Source organism: Mesorhizobium sp. M7A.F.Ca.US.006.01.1.1 (assembly GCF_003997935.1).
Classification (GTDB): domain Bacteria; phylum Pseudomonadota; class Alphaproteobacteria; order Rhizobiales; family Rhizobiaceae; genus Mesorhizobium.
Map to the genome: position 1 here is coordinate 37,330 of NZ_RZQL01000009.1, position 23,060 is coordinate 60,389.

27 protein-coding genes are annotated in these 23,060 nt (G+C 63.3%); 15 read left to right on the forward strand and 12 right to left on the reverse strand.

Annotation, left to right across the window (positions count from 1 at the left end; genetic code table 11):
• The first annotated feature begins 71 nt into the window (after positions 1 to 71).
• From dnaG to EN943_RS03330, 6 genes are all read left to right on the forward strand, one after another.
• Complete coding sequence (gene dnaG / locus EN943_RS03305; protein WP_127411484.1) at positions 72 to 2,012, forward strand: DNA primase; 1,941 nt, start codon at positions 72 to 74, stop codon at positions 2,010 to 2,012.
• Positions 2,013 to 2,436: 424 nt separating this feature from the next.
• Positions 2,437 to 4,458, forward strand: coding sequence for an RNA polymerase sigma factor RpoD (rpoD, locus tag EN943_RS03310; protein ID WP_013530149.1), 2,022 nt, complete (start codon positions 2,437 to 2,439; stop codon positions 4,456 to 4,458).
• 180 nt (positions 4,459 to 4,638) lie between these two features.
• The gene (locus EN943_RS03315) at positions 4,639 to 4,932 is read left to right on the forward strand and encodes a GYD domain-containing protein (RefSeq protein WP_023809667.1); all 294 of its coding nucleotides are present in this window, start codon (positions 4,639 to 4,641) and stop codon (positions 4,930 to 4,932) included.
• A 107-nt stretch (positions 4,933 to 5,039) separates the two neighbouring features.
• On the forward strand, positions 5,040 to 5,309 hold the full coding sequence (locus tag EN943_RS03320) for a DUF333 domain-containing protein (protein ID WP_127411485.1): 270 nt from the start codon (positions 5,040 to 5,042) through the stop codon (positions 5,307 to 5,309).
• 26 nt (positions 5,310 to 5,335) lie between these two features.
• Positions 5,336 to 6,400, forward strand: a complete 1,065-nt coding sequence (locus EN943_RS03325; protein ID WP_127411486.1) for a DMT family transporter — start codon at positions 5,336 to 5,338, stop codon at positions 6,398 to 6,400.
• Complete coding sequence (locus tag EN943_RS03330) at positions 6,401 to 6,769, forward strand: DCC1-like thiol-disulfide oxidoreductase family protein (protein WP_127411487.1); 369 nt, start codon at positions 6,401 to 6,403, stop codon at positions 6,767 to 6,769.
• Positions 6,770 to 6,833: 64 nt separating this feature from the next.
• On the opposite strand, the gene EN943_RS03335 is transcribed toward EN943_RS03330, so the two are convergent.
• Positions 6,834 to 7,091 (reverse strand): DUF2798 domain-containing protein, encoded by a 258-nt coding sequence (locus EN943_RS03335; protein ID WP_127411488.1) that lies wholly within the window; start codon positions 7,089 to 7,091, stop codon positions 6,834 to 6,836.
• A gap of 269 nt (positions 7,092 to 7,360) precedes the next feature.
• Between EN943_RS03335 and EN943_RS03340 the strand changes: the two genes are divergently transcribed.
• On the forward strand, positions 7,361 to 8,059 hold the full coding sequence (locus tag EN943_RS03340; RefSeq protein WP_127411489.1) for a PadR family transcriptional regulator: 699 nt from the start codon (positions 7,361 to 7,363) through the stop codon (positions 8,057 to 8,059).
• Between the two features lie 112 nt (positions 8,060 to 8,171).
• A complete protein-coding gene (locus EN943_RS03345) occupies positions 8,172 to 8,471 on the forward strand; it encodes an HlyU family transcriptional regulator (RefSeq protein ID WP_127411490.1) in 300 nt (99 codons plus the stop codon).
• 101 nt (positions 8,472 to 8,572) lie between these two features.
• On the opposite strand, the gene EN943_RS03350 is transcribed toward EN943_RS03345, so the two are convergent.
• The 6 genes from EN943_RS03350 to EN943_RS03375 all read right to left on the reverse strand — a co-directional run bounded on the left by EN943_RS03350 (position 8,573) and on the right by EN943_RS03375 (position 12,444).
• Positions 8,573 to 8,782, reverse strand: a complete 210-nt coding sequence (locus EN943_RS03350; RefSeq protein ID WP_127411491.1) for a hypothetical protein — start codon at positions 8,780 to 8,782, stop codon at positions 8,573 to 8,575.
• Between the two features lie 93 nt (positions 8,783 to 8,875).
• Complete coding sequence (locus EN943_RS03355; RefSeq protein ID WP_127411492.1) at positions 8,876 to 9,511, reverse strand: outer membrane lipoprotein carrier protein LolA; 636 nt, start codon at positions 9,509 to 9,511, stop codon at positions 8,876 to 8,878.
• Positions 9,512 to 9,567: 56 nt separating this feature from the next.
• Entirely contained in the window at positions 9,568 to 9,831 is a 264-nt protein-coding gene (locus EN943_RS03360; RefSeq protein ID WP_127411493.1) for a glycine zipper domain-containing protein, read from the reverse strand.
• Positions 9,832 to 9,947: 116 nt separating this feature from the next.
• Positions 9,948 to 10,610 (reverse strand): hypothetical protein, encoded by a 663-nt coding sequence (locus tag EN943_RS03365; RefSeq protein WP_245475573.1) that lies wholly within the window; start codon positions 10,608 to 10,610, stop codon positions 9,948 to 9,950.
• A gap of 46 nt (positions 10,611 to 10,656) precedes the next feature.
• The gene (locus EN943_RS03370) at positions 10,657 to 11,859 is read right to left on the reverse strand and encodes an MFS transporter (RefSeq protein ID WP_127411494.1); all 1,203 of its coding nucleotides are present in this window, start codon (positions 11,857 to 11,859) and stop codon (positions 10,657 to 10,659) included.
• A gap of 126 nt (positions 11,860 to 11,985) precedes the next feature.
• Positions 11,986 to 12,444, reverse strand: coding sequence for an Lrp/AsnC family transcriptional regulator (locus tag EN943_RS03375; RefSeq protein WP_127411495.1), 459 nt, complete (start codon positions 12,442 to 12,444; stop codon positions 11,986 to 11,988).
• Positions 12,445 to 12,617: 173 nt separating this feature from the next.
• Here EN943_RS03375 and EN943_RS03380 point away from each other — a divergent pair, with 173 nt between their 5' ends.
• Positions 12,618 to 13,352, forward strand: a complete 735-nt coding sequence (locus tag EN943_RS03380; RefSeq protein ID WP_127411496.1) for an AzlC family ABC transporter permease — start codon at positions 12,618 to 12,620, stop codon at positions 13,350 to 13,352.
• Positions 13,349 to 13,648: an AzlD family protein gene (locus EN943_RS03385; protein ID WP_127411497.1), complete on the forward strand. Its 300-nt coding sequence runs from the start codon at positions 13,349 to 13,351 to the stop codon at positions 13,646 to 13,648. The genes EN943_RS03380 and EN943_RS03385 overlap by 4 nt, the downstream gene beginning before the upstream one ends.
• Positions 13,649 to 13,703: 55 nt before the next feature.
• On the opposite strand, the gene EN943_RS03390 is transcribed toward EN943_RS03385, so the two are convergent.
• Positions 13,704 to 14,339, reverse strand: coding sequence for an FMN-dependent NADH-azoreductase (locus EN943_RS03390; protein WP_027162050.1), 636 nt, complete (start codon positions 14,337 to 14,339; stop codon positions 13,704 to 13,706).
• A gap of 111 nt (positions 14,340 to 14,450) precedes the next feature.
• Here EN943_RS03390 and EN943_RS03395 point away from each other — a divergent pair, with 111 nt between their 5' ends.
• Positions 14,451 to 15,407 (forward strand): LysR family transcriptional regulator, encoded by a 957-nt coding sequence (locus EN943_RS03395; protein ID WP_127411498.1) that lies wholly within the window; start codon positions 14,451 to 14,453, stop codon positions 15,405 to 15,407.
• On the opposite strand, the gene EN943_RS03400 is transcribed toward EN943_RS03395, so the two are convergent.
• Positions 15,340 to 15,966: a TetR/AcrR family transcriptional regulator gene (locus tag EN943_RS03400; protein WP_127411499.1), complete on the reverse strand. Its 627-nt coding sequence runs from the start codon at positions 15,964 to 15,966 to the stop codon at positions 15,340 to 15,342. The genes EN943_RS03395 and EN943_RS03400 overlap by 68 nt on opposite strands.
• A 67-nt stretch (positions 15,967 to 16,033) precedes the next feature.
• Between EN943_RS03400 and EN943_RS03405 the strand changes: the two genes are divergently transcribed.
• Complete coding sequence (locus tag EN943_RS03405) at positions 16,034 to 16,459, forward strand: VOC family protein (RefSeq protein ID WP_127411500.1); 426 nt, start codon at positions 16,034 to 16,036, stop codon at positions 16,457 to 16,459.
• A gap of 9 nt (positions 16,460 to 16,468) precedes the next feature.
• Here the strand turns inward: EN943_RS03405 and EN943_RS03410 are convergent, their stop codons facing one another.
• Positions 16,469 to 17,419, reverse strand: a complete 951-nt coding sequence (locus tag EN943_RS03410; protein WP_127411501.1) for a trypsin-like peptidase domain-containing protein — start codon at positions 17,417 to 17,419, stop codon at positions 16,469 to 16,471.
• 167 nt (positions 17,420 to 17,586) lie between these two features.
• On the opposite strand from EN943_RS03410, the gene EN943_RS03415 reads away from it, so the two are divergent.
• From EN943_RS03415 to EN943_RS03425, 3 genes are all read left to right on the forward strand, one after another.
• Positions 17,587 to 18,459, forward strand: a complete 873-nt coding sequence (locus EN943_RS03415) for a S1C family serine protease (protein WP_127411502.1) — start codon at positions 17,587 to 17,589, stop codon at positions 18,457 to 18,459.
• Between the two features lie 8 nt (positions 18,460 to 18,467).
• The gene (locus EN943_RS03420) at positions 18,468 to 19,088 is read left to right on the forward strand and encodes a helix-turn-helix transcriptional regulator (RefSeq protein ID WP_127411503.1); all 621 of its coding nucleotides are present in this window, start codon (positions 18,468 to 18,470) and stop codon (positions 19,086 to 19,088) included.
• A 111-nt stretch (positions 19,089 to 19,199) separates the two neighbouring features.
• A complete protein-coding gene (locus tag EN943_RS03425; protein WP_127411504.1) occupies positions 19,200 to 20,066 on the forward strand; it encodes an NAD(P)-dependent oxidoreductase in 867 nt (288 codons plus the stop codon).
• Positions 20,067 to 20,464: 398 nt separating this feature from the next.
• On the opposite strand, the gene EN943_RS03430 is transcribed toward EN943_RS03425, so the two are convergent.
• Both EN943_RS03430 and EN943_RS03435 read right to left on the reverse strand, forming a co-directional pair.
• A complete protein-coding gene (locus tag EN943_RS03430; RefSeq protein ID WP_024505498.1) occupies positions 20,465 to 20,980 on the reverse strand; it encodes a TIGR00645 family protein in 516 nt (171 codons plus the stop codon).
• Between the two features lie 304 nt (positions 20,981 to 21,284).
• The coding region (locus tag EN943_RS03435) for an OmpA family protein (protein ID WP_127411505.1) at positions 21,285 to 23,060 on the reverse strand (1,776 nt) is incomplete at its 5' end.

Genomic DNA, 23,060 nt, shown 5'->3' on the forward strand with positions numbered 1-23,060 from the left:
CGGGTATGGCCCGTATTAGGGGTCGTCGGGCTTCCCAGGCATGATTATATGGTGGGGAAACGAGTTCCCCGATGCGCTTTCCACCCGCCTTCCTCGACGAGATACGCGACCGCGTGCCGATTTCATCGGTGATCGGCCAGCGCGTCGCGTGGGATCGCAAGAAGACCAACGCGCCGCGCGGCGACTATTGGGCGTGCTGCCCGTTCCATGGCGAGAAGAGCCCATCCTTCCACTGCGAGGACAAGAAGGGCCGCTATCATTGTTTCGGCTGTTCGGTCTCGGGCGATCACTTCAAGTTCCTCACGGAACTGGACGGGATGAGCTTTCCCGAAGCGGTGGAAAAAATCGCCGACATGGCCGGTGTACCGATGCCGGTTCGCGACGCGCAGGAGGAGCGGCGCGAAAAGGAACGCGCCAGCCTGACCGACGTCATGGAAATGGCGACCGCGTTCTTCCAGGAACGGCTGCAAGGGCCGGAAGGCGCCAAGGCGCGTGCCTATCTGCGCGACCGCGGACTGACGCCGGCGACGCAGCAATCGTTCCGGCTCGGTTTTGCGCCCGACAGCCGCAATGCGCTGAAGGAGCATCTCGCCGCCAAGGGCGTGCCGAAAGCCGATATCGAGGCCTGCGGACTGGTGCGCCACGGCGACGACATTCCGGTTTCCTATGACTGGTTCCGTGACCGCATCATGTTCCCGATCCCGGATTCCAGGGGGAAGATCATCGCCTTTGGCGGCCGTGCGCTGGCGCCCGATGCGCTGGCCAAATACATGAACTCGCCTGACACCGAGCTCTTCCACAAGGGCAACGTGCTCTATAATTTCGCCCGCGCCCGCAAGGCCTTGGCCAAGGACGGCACGGTCATTGCCGTCGAAGGCTATATGGACGTGATCGCGCTGGCACAGGCCGGCTTCGAGAATGTCGTGGCGCCGCTTGGCACCGCGCTTACCGAGAACCAGCTCGAGCTGCTGTGGCGCATGGCGCCGGAGCCGATGCTGTGCTTCGACGGCGACAAGGCCGGGCTGAAGGCAGCGTGGCGGGCCGCCGATATGGCGCTGCCGTCTGTGCAGGCCGGCCGCTCGGCGCGTTTCGCGCTGCTGCCGGAAGGCAAGGATCCCGACGATCTGGTCAAGGCCGAAGGACCGGATGCATTTCGTCGCGTTCTGGCCGAGGCGCGGCCGCTGGTCGACCTTTTGTGGATGCGTGAGACGGCGGGCGGCGTCTTCGATACGCCGGAGCGGCGGGCCGAGCTCGAGAAGACGCTGCGCGAACTGACCAGCCGCATCCGCGACGAAAGCCTGCGCTACCACTACCAGCAGGAGATGCGGGAGCGTGTGCTGAGCTTCTTCGGCTCGCAGCGCAGTGCCCGGCAAGGTCGGCAGGGGCAGGACTGGAAACAGGGCCAGGGCAAGACGGCCGCGCCCGGCGGGCAGTTCGCAAAGGCCGGCAGCGGCCGCATGGCGATCACCGAAAGCCTCGGCCAGTCGGCTTTGGTCAAACGTGGCGGCGAGGGGATGTCGGTGCGCGAGGCGACGATCATCGTCGCGTTGATCAACCATCCGGCGCTGATCGACGAGAATTTCGCCCATATCGAGTTCCTCGATCTCGCCAACTCCGATCTGAGGCGGCTGCATGCGGCAATCCTCGATGCAATGGCGCACGACATGGCCAATGACCGGCAGGCGGTGATTGCGACGATCGAACGCGCCGGCTGCGCCGAGATCTGGGAGCGGGCCGTCGGCCTGATCCGGCGAATGCGGCAATGGCCGGCGCTGGAGACCGCTGCCCTTGAAGATGCCCGCGATGCTTTCAGCCAGGCGCTGCACTTGCAGCGCAGCGCGCGCACCTTACATAAGGAACTGAAACAGGCGGAAGCGGCGCTCGCCACCGATCCCACAGACGAAAACTACCGGCACCTGATCGAAATTCAGGCGCAATTCCAGGATGTGCAGGCCACGGAAGCGCTGATCGAAGGGTTTGGCGTCTCCTCGGGCAGGGCAGGGCGAGCTTAGTTGGAAGCGAGTGAATTGAGAAAGCGTCGTTGCGCGTCCAAATGGCGCGTAACGGGCTAAGTCGGGTAATTGATTCGCTTTTTTCATGCGAATCATGCGAGAGGCGCTTGACCTTCTGGCAGATTGGCGGAATCAGGACGATTCGAAACGTTAACCCGAACCCGCGTCGACGGGAAATAAGCGATGTGAGGTACTGGTCACTGGACAGGCAGTCCGCCTGCCACAGATATCAGGGTTAATCTGGACTTAATGGATGTCGCCCAAAAGGGGGAAACCCGATTTGGGCAACGACATACACCAAACGAAACGAGTTGATGCAGTTACTGGCCCGGTGAAGCGCGTTTCATAAGCGAGCGCATCCGATTTGACTGGTCCGACAGCTTACGCGGCTTTGAAGTTCGGCCGCTAGGAGAAGATAAAAACTATGGCGACAAAGGAAAAGGAAGAGGTCGAAACCGAACGCGAAGGCGCCACCGATGGCCCTCTGCTCGACCTTTCCGATGATGCTGTCAAGAAGATGATCAAGGCCGCCAAGAAGCGCGGCTATGTCACCATGGACGAGCTGAATTCGGTGCTGCCCTCAGAGGAAGTGACCTCCGAGCAGATCGAGGACACGATGGCGATGCTGTCCGACATGGGCATCAACGTGGTCGAGGACGACGAGCAGGGCGAGGAGCCCGAGGCCGCCGACACCGCGGCCGATGCCGAGGAAGACGCCAACGAGCTGGCTGAACAGACCGGCACCGCGGTCGCCGCCACCACCACCAAGAAAGAACCGACCGATCGCACCGACGATCCGGTGCGCATGTATCTGCGCGAGATGGGCTCGGTCGAGCTGTTGTCGCGCGAGGGCGAAATTGCCATCGCCAAGCGCATCGAGGCCGGTCGCGAGACGATGATCGCGGGTCTGTGCGAAAGCCCGTTGACCTTCCAGGCCATCATCATCTGGCGCGACGAACTCAACGAATCCAAGATCCTGCTGCGCGAGATCATCGATCTCGAAGCCACCTATGCCGGCCCCGAGGCCAAGCAGGCGCCGGTGGTCGAGCGCGTCGAGGAAGCCAAGGTCGAGGACAAGCCGCGCCGTTCGCGCGACGACGAAGACGACATCACCAATGTCGGCGCCGATACGCGTGGGCTGACGGATGACGACGACGAAGACGAGGACGAAGCGAGCCTGTCGCTGGCCGCGATGGAAGCGGAACTCCGCCCGCAGGTGATGGAGACGCTCGACGTTATCGCCGACACCTACAAAAAGCTGCGCAAGCTGCAGGACCAGCAGGTCGAGAACAGGCTCGCCGCCGCGGGCACGCTGTCGCCCAGCCAGGATCGCCGGCTGAAGGAGCTGAAGGACCAGCTGATCAAGGCGGTGAAGTCGCTGTCGCTCAACACGGCGCGCATCGAGGCGCTGGTCGAGCAGCTCTATGACATCAACAAGCGCCTGGTGCAGAACGAAGGCAAGCTGCTCAGGCTGGCCGAAAGCTACGGCGTGCGCCGCGAAGAGTTCCTGAAGGAATATCAGGGTTCCGAGCTCGACCCGAACTGGACGCGCTCGATCGGCAATCTGACATCGCGCGGCTGGAAGGAATTCACCAAGAACGAGAAGGATGCGATCAAGGACCTGCGCGCCGAGATCCAGAACCTCGCCACCGAAACGGCGATCTCGATCCTGGAATTCCGCAAGATCGTCAACCAGGTGCAGAAGGGCGAGCGCGAAGCGGCGATCGCCAAGAAGGAAATGGTCGAAGCCAATCTGCGCCTCGTCATCTCCATCGCCAAGAAATATACCAATCGCGGCCTGCAGTTCCTCGACCTGATCCAGGAAGGCAATATCGGCCTGATGAAGGCGGTCGACAAATTCGAATACCGCCGTGGTTACAAGTTCTCGACCTACGCGACGTGGTGGATCCGGCAGGCGATCACGCGTTCGATCGCCGATCAGGCGCGCACCATCCGTATTCCGGTGCACATGATCGAGACGATCAACAAGATCGTGCGCACCTCGCGCCAGATGCTGCACGAGATCGGCCGCGAGCCGACGCCGGAAGAACTGGCTGAAAAACTCGCCATGCCGCTCGAAAAAGTGCGCAAGGTCTTGAAGATCGCCAAGGAGCCGATCTCGCTCGAAACGCCGGTCGGCGACGAGGAGGATTCGCATCTGGGCGATTTCATCGAGGACAAGATGGCGATCCTGCCGATCGACGCGGCGATCCAGGCCAATCTGCGCGAGACCACCACGCGCGTGCTGGCCTCGCTGACGCCGCGCGAGGAGCGCGTGCTCAGAATGCGCTTCGGTATCGGCATGAACACCGACCACACGCTGGAAGAAGTCGGCCAGCAGTTCTCGGTCACCCGCGAGCGTATCCGCCAGATCGAAGCCAAGGCGCTGCGCAAGCTCAAGCACCCGAGCAGGTCGCGCAAGCTGCGCAGCTTCCTGGATAGCTGAGACTTACCGATGCAAAGAGTTCAAGGGCGCCGATGGCGCCCTTTTTTGTTGTGGGACGCGCTCTTGCGGCGCGGGCCCTTCGGGAGGATAATTTCCGTGTCGGATGCATTTTCTGGGCGACAACCCGGATGCCCGCCCCGGTGAAGCCGCCGTGCTCCGTGGCCCCGGAGGAGGTGTGCCATGACAAGCTACATCGTGCTGATGAACTGGACGGAGCAGGGTGCCAGGAACGTGCGCGAGTCACCAAAGCGGCTCGACGCCGCCAGGAAGCAACTGGGAGACATGGGCGGATCGTTCAAGGCGTTTTACCTGACCATGGGCGAATACGACATGGTGGCGGTGGTCGAAGCGCCCGACGACGCGGTGCTGGCGCGTTTCTCGCTGATGCTGGCGGCGGCCGGCAATGTCAGGACGCGGACGCTGAAGGCGTTCCCCGAATTGGCCTACCGCGAGATCATCACCTCGCTCGGGTGAAGGAATCGGCAGAGTGTCTCGAAGGTGCTGGTTGGTGCCGGCTTGGTGGCGCTTTGCCGCAAGACGGGGCGTTTCGCCATGATAGAATGCGGCCGAGGGAGATCGCGATGAAAAAAGTTTCGATATTGGTCGCCAGTTTTGCTGCTTTGTCCTCGCTGCCGTTCTCCGCCAGCGCCAGCGCCCAAAAACCGGTCGGCATGGCCAATCCGGCATCCGTCCATTGTGGCGAGATCGGCGGGCGCCTGGTGATCAGGAAGGACAAGGCCGGCAACGAATATGGGTTTTGCCGCTTGCCCAATAGGCGCCTTTGCGAGGAGTGGGCGCTGTTTCGCGACAACAAGTGCGTCGGGCCAAAGATTGCCATGCGCCGCAAGTGACGCACCTGCCATGATAGGGTGAGATCATGTCCGAACCGCATTCCCATTCGCATCTGTGGCCCGGCGTGCCACTCGCGCTTGGCTCGGCCGTCCTGTTCGGGGCGACGCCACCGCTCAGCAAGCTGCTGCTCAATGGCGTCAATCCCTTCATGCTGGCCGGGCTGCTCTATCTCGGTGCCGGTCTTGGCCTCGCTCTGTACCGCCAGCTTCGGGGCAGGCAGGCCGCGGCCGGGGAGGCGCAACTGACCGCCGGGGATATTCCCTGGCTGGCGCTGGCGATCGGCATGGGCGGCGTCATCGCGCCGGTGCTGCTGATGTTCGGCTTGACCCTCAACACGGCGTCCAGTTCGGCGCTGCTGCTCAACCTGGAAGGGCTGGCGACGATGGCGATCGCCTGGCTCGTCTATCGCGAGAATGTCGACCGGCGCCTGCTGTTTGGCGCCTTCGCCATTCTGGCGGGCGCCGTTCTTCTGTCATGGCAAGGCGAGGGCGTAGCTTTCAACCGTGGCGCCTTGCTGGTGGCAGGGGCTTGTCTGGCCTGGGGGGTCGACAACAATTTCACGCGCAGGATCTCCGCCACCGACCCGGTGGTGATCGCCATGCTCAAGGGGCTAGTGGCGGGTGTCGTCAATGTCGGGCTGGCGCTTGCCGGCGGGGCTTTGTTTCCCCCGGCGTCGGTCATTGCAGCGACCGCCGCAGTCGGTTTCTTCGGCATTGGGGTCAGCCTGGTGATGTTCATCGTGGCGCTGCGTCATCTGGGCACCGCGCGGACAGGGGCCTATTACTCGCTCGCTCCCTTCATCGGCGCGTTGCTGGCAATCGTCCTCCTGGGTGACGCCGTCACGCTCAAGCTGGCTGTCGCCGGACTGCTGATGGGCGTTGGCCTGTGGCTGCATCTGTCGGAACGCCATGAGCACGAGCACGATCATGAGGAACTGGAACACGAACACAGCCATGTGCATGACGAGCACCACCAGCACCATCATGACGGGCCGGTGAGCGAGCCGCATTCGCACTGGCACCGGCATGCCCCGATGCGCCACCGGCATCCGCATTATCCCGACCTGCACCATAGGCATGGCCACGGATAGATGCTGACTGTCTGGTACAACACGCGCTGCCCGGTCTGCGATGCCGGGATCAGCCGGCAGAAGCGGCGGTTGGTCGAGGCGGTCAAGGCCGGGCAGATCGAATTCCGCGACATCAATTTTGAACCGGCAGCGCTTGCCGGACATGGCGCCGCGCTTGAGGATATCCGCCGCCGGCTGCACGCCACCGACGCGGCGGGCAGGCTGCTGGTCGGCGCCGACGTCGCCATCGCCGTGTGGAAGGTCACGCCGGGCGAGGGCTGGCTGGCGACTTTGTTCGGCAATCCGGTTGCCTTGCCGCTGACACGCTTTGCCTACGACCGCTTCGCCGATCTTCTCTATGCCTGGAACCGGCGCAAGGGTCGCTGGTAGCGCTTCGTGATTGACGACCGGAGCGCAAAGGTCCGGAGGACATCTCCGGACCTTTTCGTGCGATCTATCGGCTGGCCGGCTCGCACAGCGCGCCGACGATCCGGCGTACCACCGGCAGCACCAGCAGCAGCGTCGGAAACGCCACCAGCCAGGACAGGCCCCAGGCGGTCAGCCAGATGGACGGCAGGTCGGGGTGGAAGCCAAGGCTTTTCAACGTCGAGATGAGCGAGACGATGAAGGTCATCAACAGCGACAGCACCAACGGGCTGAGAACAGCGGCATAGCGGGCAGGCAGCTTTCTGCGCTGGCGTCTTGCAGTCATTTTGGGAGTTTCCCTGAAGTGTCCGGTCCGTCGCATTGCATCCATTCGCCGGTGATCGGCTGAATTGCCCGGAAAGACCGGGTTGGATGCGTTGCTTGACGGCAGACGCTTACGGAGCAGCCGAGGCGCTCGCGGGTCTTCTAGCGGCACGTTCCGGTGAAAGCAAGCCTCTGGCGTCGCATTCAGATACATCGTAAGATATATCTTGACTCCGTCGATTGGCTTGCCTAATTAAGATATATCGTAAGATACAACTCAAGGAGCAATCAATGCACAAACATTTTGGGAACAATCATTTCGGCGAACGCATGTTCATGCACATGGCCGGCAAATTCGGCGGCAGAGGGGGCGGCGGCTTTGGCCCGTTCGGCCACGGCGGCCACGGCGGCCGCGGCGGAGGACGCGGCGGCCCGGGCGACATGTTCCGCGCCGGGCGCATGTTGGCCGACGGCGACCTCAAGCTGATCACGCTGTCGCTGCTGGCCGAGGCACCGCGCCACGGCTACGACATCATCAAGGCCCTGGAAGAGCGCACCAGCGGCATCTACAGCCCGAGCCCGGGCGTGGTCTACCCGACGCTGACCTTCCTGGAAGAGGCCGGCTATGCCGCCTCCGCCGCCGACGGCAACAAGAAGGTGTTTTCGATCACCGAAGCGGGCCAGGCGCATCTCGCCGATAACCGCGAGATGATCGACGGCGTGCTCGACCATCTCGAGCGTTTCGGCCGCAAAATGGCCAAGGCGCGCGACTGGTTCGGCTGGAACGACGAGAGCGAAGAGGGCGGGCGTCGTGGCGGCCGGGGAGGCCGCGGGGATCGTTCGGAAGCGCGCGACGAATTCCGCGCAGTCCGCCACCGGCTGCGCACGGCTCTGGGCGACTTCGTCGACGCCCCGGCCGACAAACAGGCCGAGGCGATCGCCATCCTCGAAGCTGCCGCCGAGGCGCTGGAAGCGCTGTCGCACAAGTAAGCTCGTCCGGCCGATGGGACGCCGCCCTTGCCCGCCGGGCCAAGGACCGATAGTGAAATTCATCCCGCGTCGCTCTACATGATGCGGGATGAATGCTGTTGGAGGAAGTCCGATGTCTTTTCTGAAGCGTCTTTTCGGCGGTGGCGGCGGCGGAACCCAGACGGCCGAGCCGACGAGTGCAGCGCCAGCCAAGCAGGTCGAGCACAAGGGCTTCCTGGTCAGCGCCACGCCCTACAAGGCGGATGGCCAGTACCAGACGTGCGGCGTCGTCTCCAGGGAGATCGACGGCGTGGTGAAGGAACACAAATTCATCCGCGCCGACCGCTTCGCCGGGCTCGACGACGCCGTCGACATCTCGATCAAGAAGGGCATCCAACTGGTCGACGAACAGGGCGAGCGGATTTTCGGGTAGGGCCGAGGGCGGATCGTCGCCACCAGACTAACGCCTAACCACGCGGGCCTTGCGCCGCGATAAATCTATCGTTCAGGGATTGACGTGCGGCCGCCAGCGGATCAATTGGTCCTAGCGGGGTCGATCGTCATCAGGCGTGCCCTGGCCTCGATCAGGTGCCTTTGCGCGGCCCTTATCCGGCCGCACAATGCCAGATTAAGGGCGACGCCGCCTTCCTCGTCCAGCAAGTCATTGGCGCGCTTCAAAGAGTTCTCTGCTCTCCTTATGCGCAGTCTGGCGTTGGCCGCTTCGATGCTGTGAATTTCAATCATTGTGCCGCGTCCTTTGCGGTTCCGGTCCCTTCATGGACTAAACCGCCGATGATCCTATTGGTTCCGGCGCTGTGACTATGGCTGCAGTTTCGGCTATTTCGTTGTCGTGTTGAATTCACGGTTTGCCGCATAGTCGATAACGAAGGTGCCCTCGGGCGCGCGAACGCCCTGCTTCACATTTGAGATGGTCACCGTTGTGGTAAGTCCCTTCTCGTCGGTGAGGCTCCATCTGCGCAGATCGAGCGATTTTCTGTCGAACACCATGGAGATGTTCGAATTGCCGAAAGCCGATCTGTCGGCCAGCTTGACGGTAACTTGGGCGCCGTCTTCTCTGATGCTTTTGAGGCGACTGCCGGAGAAGTCGACCTTGTTGTCGAGCAGCAGCTTAAGCGGCGTCTTCGAGAGAGCATGCAGCCGCGACGTCTTCAGTCTCTTGTTATGAACCACCAGGGATTTGCCATCCGCAATCACGCTGATCCCAGATTGGCCTGCATAGTTGAACCGGATCTTGCCGGGGCGTTGTAGAAAAAACCTGCCACGGGTCCTTTCCGCATTTGGACCCGACTGGACGAAGTCCCCGGACATGGACCTTACCGACGAGAAGTGATCGGCAATCGTCTTGGCATCAACCGGCGCGGCGGAGATCGCGGCTGTGGATGCGACATATATTGCGGCGGCGCTGACAACGGCGAACCAGCAACCCAGCAGTTTTTTGATCCGATAGACCATTCGCTTATCTCCCTCCGGAGCAGGCGCGTGATCGAAAGAGATCACGCGCCTCGAGGTCAGTAACCCTCCGGGCATCGTGCAACGTAAACCCGGCCATACTGATCGCGATATCTGCACTGGCCGGTTTCGCTGGCGTGCCCGATGACGGCCCCGGCTATTGCGCCAACCGCACCGCCAACAACCGCCCCTTGCACAGGGTCGCCGGCCACCGCGGCGCCTACGGCCGCACCACCCAAGCCGCCGACGGCAGCGCCTTGTTCAGTCCGGGAGCACGCCGAGAGCGGAATGAGCAGGCTCAAAATGAGCAGCGTCTTTTTCATTGGTTCTCTCCTGGGCTACTATTAGCCAAAGCTTAAATGCTCAAGAAAGCTTTTCGATCCATCGTAGGTTGCCTGTCATTCAAGCGTCGGCCGGGCAGAGCCGGGTGCCCTCCGGCTTAAACGTCCGCAATCGCCAAAAGCCAGGCCAGGATATCAAGCAACAGGAACAGCAACGCAACCTGCAGCGCCTTCCGCAGCCGCTGGATAATTCGCCAGTTGCCGGCCATGTCCGCCTTGATGCGAAGGGCAAGCGCGCGGCGCATGTCCGACATCGTCGTCGGCCTGTCGCCGTCGACATATTGGTCAAGCAACTCTTCGGGATCGAAGCGGAATGTGTATTGGTGGTAGGGCCAAAGCATGAAGACGATCAGCCCGCCGATGCCGAACAGCAGGGCCACCGCAGTCCAGTCCCAAGGCCCAAGCCCGTTGGAAAGGGCTGCACCGCCAAGCAATGAGTTTGCGAATGCGGTGGCGAAGACGAGGCTGCCGGCGCGGCTGCTCATGTTCTCCACAAGGGTTTGCTGTTGCGTGAGACCTCTCACCGCTTCTTGATAAATGAATGCGAGACGCGGATCGTCGTCGGCAACAGCGCTCGCTGCAATTCTGTTGTTTTCTCTTCCACTAGGATGTTCGGCCATAAGGGTGCCCCTCACTGGTGTGGACAGGGTGCGCGAGGTCGGTCGTCGCTTGGTGCAAACGTTGGCCGTGGACTTCCGCACTCGCACAACGGGGAACGGATGAAACAGGGGACAGGATCCGCAGCGAACCAAACCGGCCAAGCTGATTGCGTGCCTGGCCAGCAAAGGTTTGGGAAATCGACCCGGACTAAGCCACTTGCAACTCCCTGCGCGGCAGTGGCGGGAACGCGATGGCGATGCCGACCGCGCCGAGCCCGATAAGAGCCGAGCCGATGAACAGCCAAGAATAGTTGGCGTAGGCGTCGAATACCATGCCGCCGGCAAGCGGTCCCAGCGCCATGCCGAGGCTGGACAGCATGGTGGCGGCGCCGAACACGGTGCCGAGGATGCGCTGGCCGAAATATTCGCGCGCCAGCACCGCATAGAGCGGCATGACGCCGCCATAGGTGGCACCGAAGATAACGGCCAGCATGTAGAACTGCTCAAGTCGGCTGATCGAGAGATAGGCGGCAATGACGATCGCCTGGATCGCCAGGCCCGCGATCAGCACCGGTTTGACGCCCAGCCGGTCGGCCAGCACGCCGTAGAAGAGCCGGCCGCCGAGGCCCGCCAGGCCTTCGACACTGTAGATCGAGACAGCTGCCATGGGGGCGACGCCACACAGCATGGCATAGCTGACCATATGGAATATCGGCCCGGAATGCGCTGCGCAGCAGGCAAAGAAGGTCAGCCCCAGCACGATGAACTGCGGTGAGCGCAGCGCCTGGCCGACCGTCAGGCCGGCACCTTCGGCAACCGGCGCGGAGCCGGTATCGGCCACGACGGGCTTCGGCGGCTGGCGCACCAGCAGCACCGCCGGCAACAGCAATACCCAGGCGGTAATGCCGATGTCGAACATGGCGGTGCGCCAGTCATAGGCCGAAATCAGCCAGCGGGCGAAGGGCGAAATCGTCATCGGCGCCACGCCCATGCCGGCCGAGACCAGCGAGACGGCAAGGCTGCGGTTGGTGTCGAACCAGCCCGTGGTCAGCGCGATCATCGGCGCGAAAAAGGCGCTTGCCGCGAGACCAACCAGCACGCCGTAGGTTATCTGGAAGCTCAACAGCGAACCGGCGCGGCTGGCCAGCACCAGCGCCAACCCAAGCAGAACCGCACCGATCATCACGACGATGCGGGCGCCAAAACGGTCCGATATCGCGCCCCAGGCGAAGCCGCCAAGGCCCATCACCAGGAAGTTGAGCGTCATGGCGCTCGAAATGCCGGCGCGCGACCAGTTGGTGTCGATCGCTATCGGCTCGAGAAAGATCGCCAGCGAAAACATCGTCCCGATGGCGACACAGGACATCAGCGCGCCAGCCGCGACGATGACCCAACGATAGGAAAGGCTCATTCAAATCTCCCATGCCAGAGGGCAGCGCTCAGCGCTGCTTGCATCCGAAGGACGCCGGCACCGAGGCCGATCCTACAATCCGGTTGCATTTTTTATCCAGTTTGAAAGGGCGCCGTTTTCGGTAGATCAGATCGGCAGTTCCGACGTGTATTTGATCGTCTGGCTGGGGACGTCTGTCTTGACGTTCTGCACGCCCTTGATGCGGCTCAAATGCTCCGACTGGAAACGGCGGTAATCGTCGATGCCGCCCGCCACGACGCGCACCATGGCGTCGCAATCGCCGAGCATCAAATAGCACTCCATCACCTGCGGAAGCTTGGCGACTTCGGTGGCGAAATGCTCGATCGTGTCCTCGTCCTGCGTCTTCAGCCAGATGCGGGTGAAGAAGGTCAGACCCTTGCCGATACTGGCCGGGTTGAGCACGGCGACGTAGCGGTCGATGACACCGGCCTCCTCCAGCAACTTCACGCGACGCAGGCAAGGCGATGGCGACAGCCCGACCTCATTGGCCAGATCGTTGTTGGCCATGCGGCCGTCGCGCTGCAGCGCCCGCAGTATCCGCTTGTCGATCTCATCAAGTTTCATGGCTTCGGATTCCATCTATTTATAACTTCGTGGCATCTGATGCCAAATTCTGATGAAATACAACAATCTTCGCAACCAAATTGTGAGCCGGTGCCGCTATGTTTGCGGCCGACATCACGGGAGTCCAGACGCAACCCGGAAGCGGCGGCCGCGAGGCGCGCCAGTGGAGACACATGAGCATTTCACAGGCAGTCGAGGCGATGGCAGATGGTTCGAAATCCGAATTCCGCCGTGGCGTGGCGTCCTGCGCGCCGGTGCTGTTCGGCACCATCCCCTATGCGCTGGTGCTTGGCGCCCAGGCCACGCAGAAAGGCTTGAGCACGGTTGAACTGTCCATGATGACAGGGCTGAACTTCGCCGGCGGCTCGGAATTCGCGGCCATCCAATTGTGGACGTCGCCGCCGCACATCGTGCTCATCGTCGCCATCACCTTCCTGGTCAACAGCCGCCATCTGCTGATGGGAGCGGCCCTGGCGCCATTCCTGCGCGACCTGCCACGGCGCAAGGTGTTTCCGGCGCTTTTCCTTATGTGCGATGAAAGCTGGGCGCTGGGCCTGGCCGATGCCAAACAGCGGGCCGCCGCCGGCATCACGCCGGCCTTCAGCCCGCGCTACTATATGGGCGCGGCGCTGGCGATGTATCTCACCTGGGTGGCCTTCACCACGCTCGGTGCCGTGCTCGGCCCGATGCTCGGCGACGTCGGGACCTATGGTTTCGACATGGCCTTCCCGGCTGTCTTCCTGGTGCTGATGCGCGGCATGTGGACAGGCATTGCGGCGGCGCGGCCCTGGCTGGGCAGCCTGGTCGTTGCAGCACTGTTCTATCTCTTCGTTCCCGGTGCCTGGTATGTCGCCGCGGGCGCCATGTCGGGACTGGTCGCGGCCTGGCTGATGGCGGGTGATGCATGATTGATGCCGTGACCCTTCTCACCATCGTGCTGATGGCCGGCGTCACTTATTTCACGCGCATCGGCGGCTATGTCGTGCTGCGCAACCGCACGCTCAGCGCCCGTGCCACGGCGGTGATGGAAGCGGCGCCCGGCTGCGTGCTGATCTCTGTCATCGCGCCCGCCTTTGTCTCGAGCAATCCGGCCGACCTTCTGGCGCTGGCCATTACCTTGATCGCAGCCACGCGATTTTCCATGCTGCCGACTGTGCTGATCGGGGTCGCTTCGGCGGGGTTGCTCAGGCATTTCATTGGCTAGAACGCAAAAGGCAGGCGCGCACGCCTGCCTTTCGATGCGGACAAATTTCGGCTCGTTACGCCGCAGCCGCGACACCCTGGCTGGCGGCCACCACGGCATCGACCTTGGCGGTCGCCTTGGCGAGCGCTGCGGTCACCGCGTCAGGGCCCATGCCGACGCCTTCGATGCGGATGACATCGACATCGGTCATGCCGAGGAAGCCGAGCACGCCGCGCAGGTAGGGAATGGCGTGATCGAACTGAACGGCAGCGCCTTCCGAATAGATGCCGCCCGAAGCCAGCACGATATAGACCTTCTTGCCGGTGACGAGGCCCTTGGGGCCGTTCTCGCCATAGGCAAAGCTCTTGCCGGAACGGGAGATGTGGTCGACCCAGGATTTCAGCGTCGAGGAAATGTTGAAGTTGATGAAGCCTGTGGCCAGGATCACCGTGTCGGCGGCAAACAGCTCGTCGAGTACAACATCGGAGACGCCGACGACTTCAGCCTGGCGCGGGGTGCGCGCTTCGGCTGGGGTATAGATGCCCGTCGCATAGTCGGCATCGATATGCGGCAACGGATTGGCGACGAGGTCGCGCACGACAAGCGTGTTCGACGGATCGGCCGCAACGAGCTTTTCGGCGAATTCGGTGGCGATGCGTGTCGAATGCGAGGCCGCGCCGCGCGGGCTTGAGGTGACAAGAAGAATGGACATTTTGGGCTCTCCAGCGGTTGAAATGATTTGTCCCGCCAGATATGGGGCTATCGATCCATTCGATAAACTGGTATATTTTCTATACGATCCATCCATTAAATGGATATGATGATGCAGCCCAATCCGACGCTCGATCAACTTCAGATCTTTGTGACGGTCGCTGATGCCGGCAGCTTCTCGGCCGCCGGCCGCAAGCTCAACAGGGCACAGTCCGTGATCAGCTACGGCATCGCCAATCTCGAGGCGCAGCTTGGGTTGAAACTGTTCGAGCGCGAGGGCACGCGCGAGCCGCAATTGACGGAGATCGGCCGGGCGATGCTGGAGGATGCGCGGCGCATGATCGGCGTGCTGCAGCGCATCCGCTCGCGCGTCGACGGCCATCATCAGGGGCTTGAGGCTGAAGTCGCACTGTCGGTCGATTCAGCGTTGCCGTCGCCGGTGCTGGTGCGGGTGCTGAAGGCGTTCGAGGCGCAGTTTCCGACCGTGATGCTGCGGCTACATATCGGCACGCTCGGCCTGATCCCCGACCATGTCGTCAGCGGCCAGGCCGACCTTGGCATTGGTGGCCTGCTGGGCGAGGTCAACGTGCATCTTGTGCGCATCGGCGTCATGTCGATCGTGCTGGCCGCCGCACCCAGCCACCCGCTGGCCTTGCTGCCGAAGCCGGTGGCGATCGAGGATGCGCGCGAACACACGCAGCTTGTCGTTACCGACCAGTCGGAGCGCACCAAGGGACGCGATTTCGGCGTCTTCGCCTACCGCACCTGGCGGCTGACGGATGTGCGCACCAAGCATATGCTGATGCGCGAGGGGCTGGGCTGGGGCGGGCTGCCGCGCTGGCTGATATCAGACGACCTGGCGAGTGGCCGGCTGGTCGAAATCGACCTCGAATCCTTCAGGGAGGTGAGCTCGCCGCTGTTTGCCATGCATCGCAACGATCGCAGCCCGAAGCCGGCGGCGGCCTGGCTCATCGACCAGTTCAAGCGCCAGCTCGGCTGCTTCAACGAGTTCGAGCCGGGCGAGGTGCCTGATGAGGAGCACGAGACAGTCCATCGATCAGCGCCATGAGCACGGCGCGGTAATCTTGCGCCGAGGCGCCGGCCTCGATGGCCAGGGCGGCACGGTCGAAGGCGGAGCCGAGCAGCGCGGTCAGCGCGTCGGCCGGCAACCTCGTCATCGTTTGCGCCCGCATGGCCGCGACCAGCCCCTCTCGCAGCGAGCGATTGCCGTGGCGATTGTCGATCGCGTCCATGGCGGCACGGCCAAGCACGGCCGGGCCGTCGAGCAGCAGCAGCCGCGTGCGGCCCGGTGCGCGCATGGCGGCGAGATAGGCGTCGGAGCCGGCAATCAGCGCGTCGTGGGCAAACAGCGATGGCGGCGAGGCGCGCTCGATCTCCTCGGCGACCGCTGCCGCCTCCTGCTCGACCACGGCGGCAAACAGCGCCTGCTTGTCGGCGAAGTGATGATAGAGCGCGCCGCGCGTCACGCCGGCGACGGCGACGATCTCTGGCGTGCCGGTCTCGGCATAGGATTTTTCGGTGAACAGCTTTCGCGCCGCGGCAATCAGGACGGCGCGCGTCGCTTCGGTGCGATCACGGTTGGAACGACGCGCGGAATCGTGTTGCATACATGCAGCCTGTATGTTAATTCGGTTTACATGCAGACTGTATGTTAATTGACGGGAGAAGGAAAGGATGAAGACGACGAGCTATTACCCGGTGCTGATGACCGGCGACGTCGCCGGCACGACAGCTTTTTATGTGAAGCATTTCCGCTTCCAGCCGCTGTTCGAAAGCGACTGGTATGTGCATCTGCAATCGGTGGAGGACAGAAGAGTCAATCTCGGCATCGTCCAGGGCGACCATGAGACAATCCCGGAAGAGGGGCGGGGCCGCACTTCGGGCCTGCTGATCAGTTTCGAGGTTCGCGACCCGGACGCCGTCTATGAGCGGGTCGTCACCGCCGGCCTGCCGATCCTGCGCTCTCTGCGCGACGAACCCTTCGGCCAGCGCCATTTCATCACCAAGGACCCCAATGGCGTGCTGATCGACGTCATCAAGCCGATCCCGCCGAGCGAGGCGTTTCTGGCGCAGTATACGGAAGGGGTGGCGGGAGCCTGAGCGCCCGCCTCAACTGGCCCTTGCCACCGGCGTCACCGTCACCTGGCTGACGCCGGTGCGGCGCACGACGGTGCACAGCGTCTCGCGGCCGATGCGTTCGGCGTCGAGGATGCGCACGAGGTCGTCGACGCCGGTGACGGGACGGCCGTCGATGGCGGCGATGATGTCGCCTTCTTTCAGGCCGGCCTTGGCCGCCGGGCCGTCCTTCTCGACGCTGCGCAGGCGAACCGCCGTGCTGGTCGAGACTTGCGACAACAAGGCGGCGCGGCGCGGCAAACTGGCGGTGTCGGCCGAGACGCCGATGAAGGCGCGGCGGACACGGCCGAACCGGATGATCTCCGAAATGACGAAATTGGCGGTGTTGGAGGCAACCGCGAAGGCGATGCCTTGCGCGCCATGGATCATGGCGGTGTTGACGCCGATGACCTCGCCGGCCGACGACACCAGCGGCCCGCCGGAATTGCCGGGGTTGAGCGCTGCGTCGGTCTGGATGACGTCATCGATCAGCCGGCCGGTCGAGGCGCGCATGGAGCGGCCAAGCGCCGAGACGACGCCGGAGGTGACGGTCCATTCGAAGCCGAGCGGATTGCCGATGGCGATGGCGATCTGGCCGCGCCGCAGCCGCTTGGAATCAGCGAGCGGTGCGATATCGGCAAAGCTTCCGTCGGCGCGCACCAGCGCGATGTCGGTGTCGGGGTCTCGGCCAAGCACGCGGCCTTCGCGGGAGGCGCCGTCCGGCATCGAGACACGCACTGTCCTGGCATCACCGACGACGTGGAAGTTGGTGACGACCAGCCCGTCCGGCGCGATGACGAAGCCGGAGCCATGGCCGCCCTGACCGCCGACGCGCTCGATGCGGCAGACAGCCGGGCCGATGCGGTCGACGGCATCGGCGACCGTCGTCGAATAGGCGTCGAGCAATATATCGTCAGGTTCGAATTTGGCTGCGGCGAGGGCCATGGAAGGGCTCCGTGTTTTCGGGCGAAAGGATGACTATATGTGCGGAGCGGGCCGAACCATCGCGACCTGACCAGATGGCCAGTCAAACCAGCAACTAGCCGTCAGGCGAGTACCTCCGGGCGCGCTGTCGAGCGATATCTGGGGCAGAGAAAACCCAGGAGATATTCATGAGCGATTTCAATCTGAGTGCGTTTTCGGAAGCCATCGCCGATCTCGCCGCCACGGCAGCGCCGGCGACGGCGAGTTTCGCCACGCATCATCATCGCACGGCCACCGCCTTTCACTGGCGCGACGGCTATTTCGTCACCGCCGAAGAGGCTGTCGAGGCCGGCGAGGAGATCGAGCTGGTGTTGACCTCGGGCGAGACGGTGAAGGCCGAACTGATTGGTCGCGATCCTTCAACGGGCGTCGCCCTGCTGAAGCCCGCTGACGCGACTACAGCGCCTGCGCTGGCCAAGGCGGATGCGGTGCGGCCGGGCAACATCGCCATTGCCATCGGCAACAGCCAGGGTTCCGCTTTGGCCGTCTCAGGTTCGGTCGGCGAAGTCGGTCCGGCCTGGCGCTCGATGCGCGGCGGCACCATCGACCGGCGCATCAATCTTGCCGTCGGCGCCGGCGGCCGTTTCGAGGGCGGCCCGGTTCTCGACGCCAAGGGTGCGCTGATCGGCATGCTGCTGTTCGGACCGCGCTACCGGGCGCTGGTCATGCCTTACGAGACGATCGAGCGGGCGGTTGCGACCCTCCGTGAGAAAGGCCATGTCGCGCGCGGCTATCTCGGCGCCGGCCTGCATCCGGTGCGCGACCGCAACGCGCACGGCGCGATGGTGATGAGTCTCGATGACGACGGTCCCGCCAAGGCCGCCGGTCTCTCTCTCGGCGATATCATCGTGGCGTGGAATGGCGAGGCGGTGCATGGCCCGCGTGACCTGATCCGCAGGCTCGGACCGGACAGTGCCGGCGCTTTGGTGACGCTCGGCCTGGTGCGCGGCGGCGAACGGCGCGATGTCGCGCTGACCATCGGCGAAAAGCCGCTGAGCTGAGGGCATCCATGGACACGCTCACCAGCGACCGGATCATGCATGACGGTGCCGTCTCGCGGCGGCTGGTGGTGCTGATTGCGCTTGGCGATGCGTCACGCGCCGAGCGCCTGGCGGCCTCGCTGGCCGCTAGCGACGACCTGTTGCCGGTGGTGGCCGGCAGGGCCGACGTCGCCATCGTTGACGACCGGAGCGGTGAGGCGGTGCCGGCCTCCATTCCAAGGGTGCTGCTGTCGGGACGCGGCGACGAGCGGCGTGAGGTGTTGGCCGTCATGCCGGTGGGCGCGGACGATCTGTTGATCGCTGCAGCAGTGCGGCTGGCCGCGGCCGGCTATCGGGTATCGGGCGAGCGCGGAATCGGACGTCATGAGGATTTCCGTGCCGGCGATGGCGAGCCGTTCGAAGATGAAACCTCCGACGAGCATGCCGTCCGGCCTTCGCTGTCGCCGCGCGAGGCGGAAGTGCTGGCGCTGCTGGCCGAGGGTGCGCCCAACAAGGTGATCGCGCGGCGGCTCAACATTTCCGTGCACACCGCGAAGTTTCATGTCGCCGCAATCCTGATCAAGCTCGGTGCCGCCAACCGCACCGACGCGATTGCCATTGCGATGCGGCAGGGGCTGGTGCTCGTTTAATCCTTAAACCCTACGCTGCGTAACTCGGTGTCCAGCGTGTCGGGTCTTGCGCTGTGGTCGCCTGCCGCGCAAAGCTTCGCGCCTGTTGTGTTGCAAGGGAGGCGCAAGGAAATGTCGCTCAAGGGAAAGACGCTGTTCATCTCCGGCGGATCGCGCGGCATCGGGCTGGCGATCGCGTTGCGCGCCGCGCGTGACGGCGCCAATGTGACGATCGCGGCCAAGACCGCCGAACCGCATCCGAAGCTGCCGGGCACGATCTATAGCGCTGCCGAAGAGATCGAGAAGGCCGGCGGCAATGCGCTGCCTGTTTTGTGCGACATCCGTGAGGAGGCACAGGTGGCCGAGGCGGTCGCCAGGACCGTGGAAAAGTTCGGCGGCATCGACATCTGCGTCAACAATGCCAGCGCCATCCAACTCACCGGCACGCTGGAGACCGACATGAAGCGCTACGACCTGATGCATCAGATCAACACGCGCGGTACCTTCCTGGTGTCCAAAATGTGCATTCCGCACCTGAAGTTGGACGGAAACCCTCACATCCTGAATCTGGCACCGCCGCTCGACATGAAGGCCAAGTGGTTCAAAAACCACGTCGCCTACACGATGGCCAAATTCGGCATGTCGATGTGCACGCTGGGCATGAGTGCGGAGTTCGCCAAGGACGGCATCGCGGTCAATTCGCTGTGGCCGATCTCGACCATCGACACGGCGGCGGTGCGCAATCTGCTCGGTGGGGCAACCGTAGCGGCGATGAGCCGTTTGCCCGACATCATGGCCGATGCCGCGCATGCCATTTTCATGCGGCCGGCGCGCGAAGCGACCGGCAATTTCTACATCGACGAAGAGGTGCTGCGCGCCGAGGGCGTCAGCGATTTCTCGATCTATGCGCCTGATGCGACCGGGCCACTAGCCGGCGACTTTTTTGTCCCTGACGAGGTGTTTGCGAATTCGACGACGAACGTCAAAGGCATCTACTAGCTGAATCAACCGCTGTCTGCGCCGCCCCTCATCCGCCTGCCGGCATCTTCTCCCCGTAAACGGCTACGGCATGTACACATCTCCAAGCAACTGGTCTTTGGCGATAGGGTTGCATGGCAGGTTGGCGCATGCATTGTCTTATGCGGCGCTGGTCGACCCCCACTCCGTCTCGGCTTTGCCGAGCCACCTCTCCCCCGATCGACGGGGTAGAGGAAAGGCGCCAAGCTTTTGCCGTCAGCGCTCGTCCAGCAACGCTCCTTTCCTTTCCCTCCGGAGGGGGAAAGGTGGCGCTGCGAAGCAGCGACGGATTGGGGGAACCACGTGGTAATCAGGCCTCGGGCCGATCAGTCACGCCAGTTGTGCATAGCGTAGACGTTTCACGGGGAGAAGGTGGCTGATCACGCCTCGTCCTTCTTGCCTTTGCTGAGGCCCATCAGCCGGTCGATATAGGCGAGCATGAGCGCCGAGACGACGAAGGCGAGATGGATGATGGTCAGCCACATCAACTGGTCGGTCGTGTAGGAGGACGAGTTCAAGAACACCTGCAAGAGGTGGATCGACGAGATGGCGACGATGGTCGAGGCAACCTTGACCTTCAGCGAACCGACATCGATGGTGCCCAGCCAGTGCACGCCGCCGTCCTGGTCATCGAAGCGGCTGACGAAATTCTCGTAGCCCGAGATGATGACCATCACCACCAGCGATGCGACCAGCGCGGCATCGATCAGGCCGAGCATCTTCAGGATGGTGTCGGTGTCACCGAGCGTGAACGCCAGGGTAATGAACTCATAAAGCTTCTTGCCGAAGGACAGCGCATAGACGGCCAATGCCAGGGCCAGGCCGATATAGAAGACGACGAGCAGCCAGCGTGAAGCGAGAATGATCGATTCGATGGCGAGTTCGAGACGCTTCATGGGATGATTCCGGCTGGTTATCTCTCAGACAATGGCCGTATTCGGCCAGGCCGCCACCGTTTGCAAGGCAAAAAACCCCGCCGAACAGGTCCGGCGGGGCTCAATGCGTCCCGCTGGAGTCGGGACGGGGCAGGGAACGCCCAGCACCGAATCTGGGGTGGCTGGGCTCGCGATTCAATGAGCCGTGTCTAATGCCCGTACAATTCTTGTTGAACCCGTCACATCCATCCACCCCCGGCGGTGCCGGGGATGGATGCTTCTCGTGCCGATTCCACAAACCGGGTCATGGTTTTGAAATCATGACCTAATTGTTGCTGGCCACCGGTGCCACCAGCGAGGTGATGCGGCGGATACCGACGCGCCGGTTCTCGCGGTTTGGCGCCGTCGTGTTGACCTTCAGATACTCCTCGCCATAACCCTGCGTCGTCAGGTTTTCCGGCGGGATGCCGAAGGCGTTGGTCAAGGCCTCCGCCACCGCTTCGGCGCGGCGGTCGGAAAGGGCCAGGTTAGCCTCCGGTGTACCGACCGCGTCGGTGTGACCTTCGATCAGGAAGGTCTCGGCCGGGTTCTTCTTCAACAGCTTCTCCATGGCCGTGGCGACGCCCTCGAGCTTCTGCACCTCGGTGTCGGAGATCGAGGCCGAGCCGAATTCGAAGTTGAGCGTGTCGAGATCGACGCGGCGTGCGATGTCGCGCACCCGGGCCGAACGCTTGACCTCGTCGATCGAGTAGAGGCGCTGGACCTTCTCGACCGGCGGCTGTTCGAGGAAAGTGTAGTAGTCGTCCGGATCCTCGACATCCTCGGAGTCCAGAATGTATTCCTCGCGCGGGATGGTCAGTCGCATCGGCGGCAGGTCATCGCCTGGATCGCGCCAGTCGTTGTCATCCTGATAGTGCCGCTCGTCGACATAGCTCAGCACATATTCGCGTCCATCCGGCGCAATGCGCGAACGCTGGATGACGTCGCCATAGCGGTTGCGGATGGTGACGATCTGGACACCGTTGTCACGCTCGACGATTTCCCGGGTGCGATTGCCCGAGAGATCCTCATAATAGACGTTCCTGGCGCCGCGGGTCATGCGCGGGGCGTCATTGCTCTCGACGAATGTCTGATTGTTGAACTGCAGGATGACGCGGTCGCCGAGTTCCCTGACGACGTCGACGCCTTTCGGACGCCGGCGGTCACGGACGTTCTCATCGGGCGCACGCTCTACGCGCGTGCCCTTTTCCTCAGTCACCGGCGCGATCTTCTCGGGCTTGATCTCCTGCTGTGCGGCCTTGTCGTCGGTCGGAGGCGGGCCCTGATCGACGGGAGCGACCGCGGGCTTGCGACCCTGATCGCCGCCTTGCTGGGCATTCTGCCCACCATCTTGCTGCTCGCCATTCTGCTGGCCGTTCTTGTCGCCCCGTTTCCGGCCGCCGCCCTTGCGCTCGGCATCCTTCTGGCTGTCCAGAATGGGAGCGGCGTTGGGATCGACCGGCGCTTCGCCCTGTACCGGGTTTTCACCCTGGACAGGTGCTGCCGTCTCACCATTGGCTGGTTGTTCGCCTGTGGCAGGCTGCTCGCCAACGGTTTTTCTGTCACGCTTCTTCGTCGTGTCCTGAGGTTGCTCGCCCTGGGCCGCAGGCTGTTGCCCGGCAGGTGCCGTCGCCTCCCCAGCAGGAGCTTCCTTCGGCGTCGGGGCAACTTCAGGTTCGGCCTGCTGGTTCTTCTTGCGCGGCTTGGCCTGCTCGGCGGGCTGGTTGTCGTTGGCCGGTTCTGCCTGGCCGGCCGGTGCCTGCTCGGTCTGCTGCTGCTGGTCGCGCTTCTTCCTGCGCGGCTGCTGTTCCTCGGCGGGTGCTGCCTGTTCGGCGGGCGCCTGCTCGGTCTGCTGCTGCTGGTCGCGCTTCTTCCTGCGCGGCTGCTGTTCCTCGACGGGTGCTCCCTGTTCAGCTGGCGCCTGCTCGGTCTGCTGCTGGTCGCGCTTCTTCCTGCGCGGCTGCTGTTCCTCGGCGGGTGCTGCCTGTTCGGCGGGCGCCTGCTCGGTCTGCTGCTGCTGGTCGCGCTTCTTCCTGCGCGGCTGCTGTTCTTCGGCGGGTGC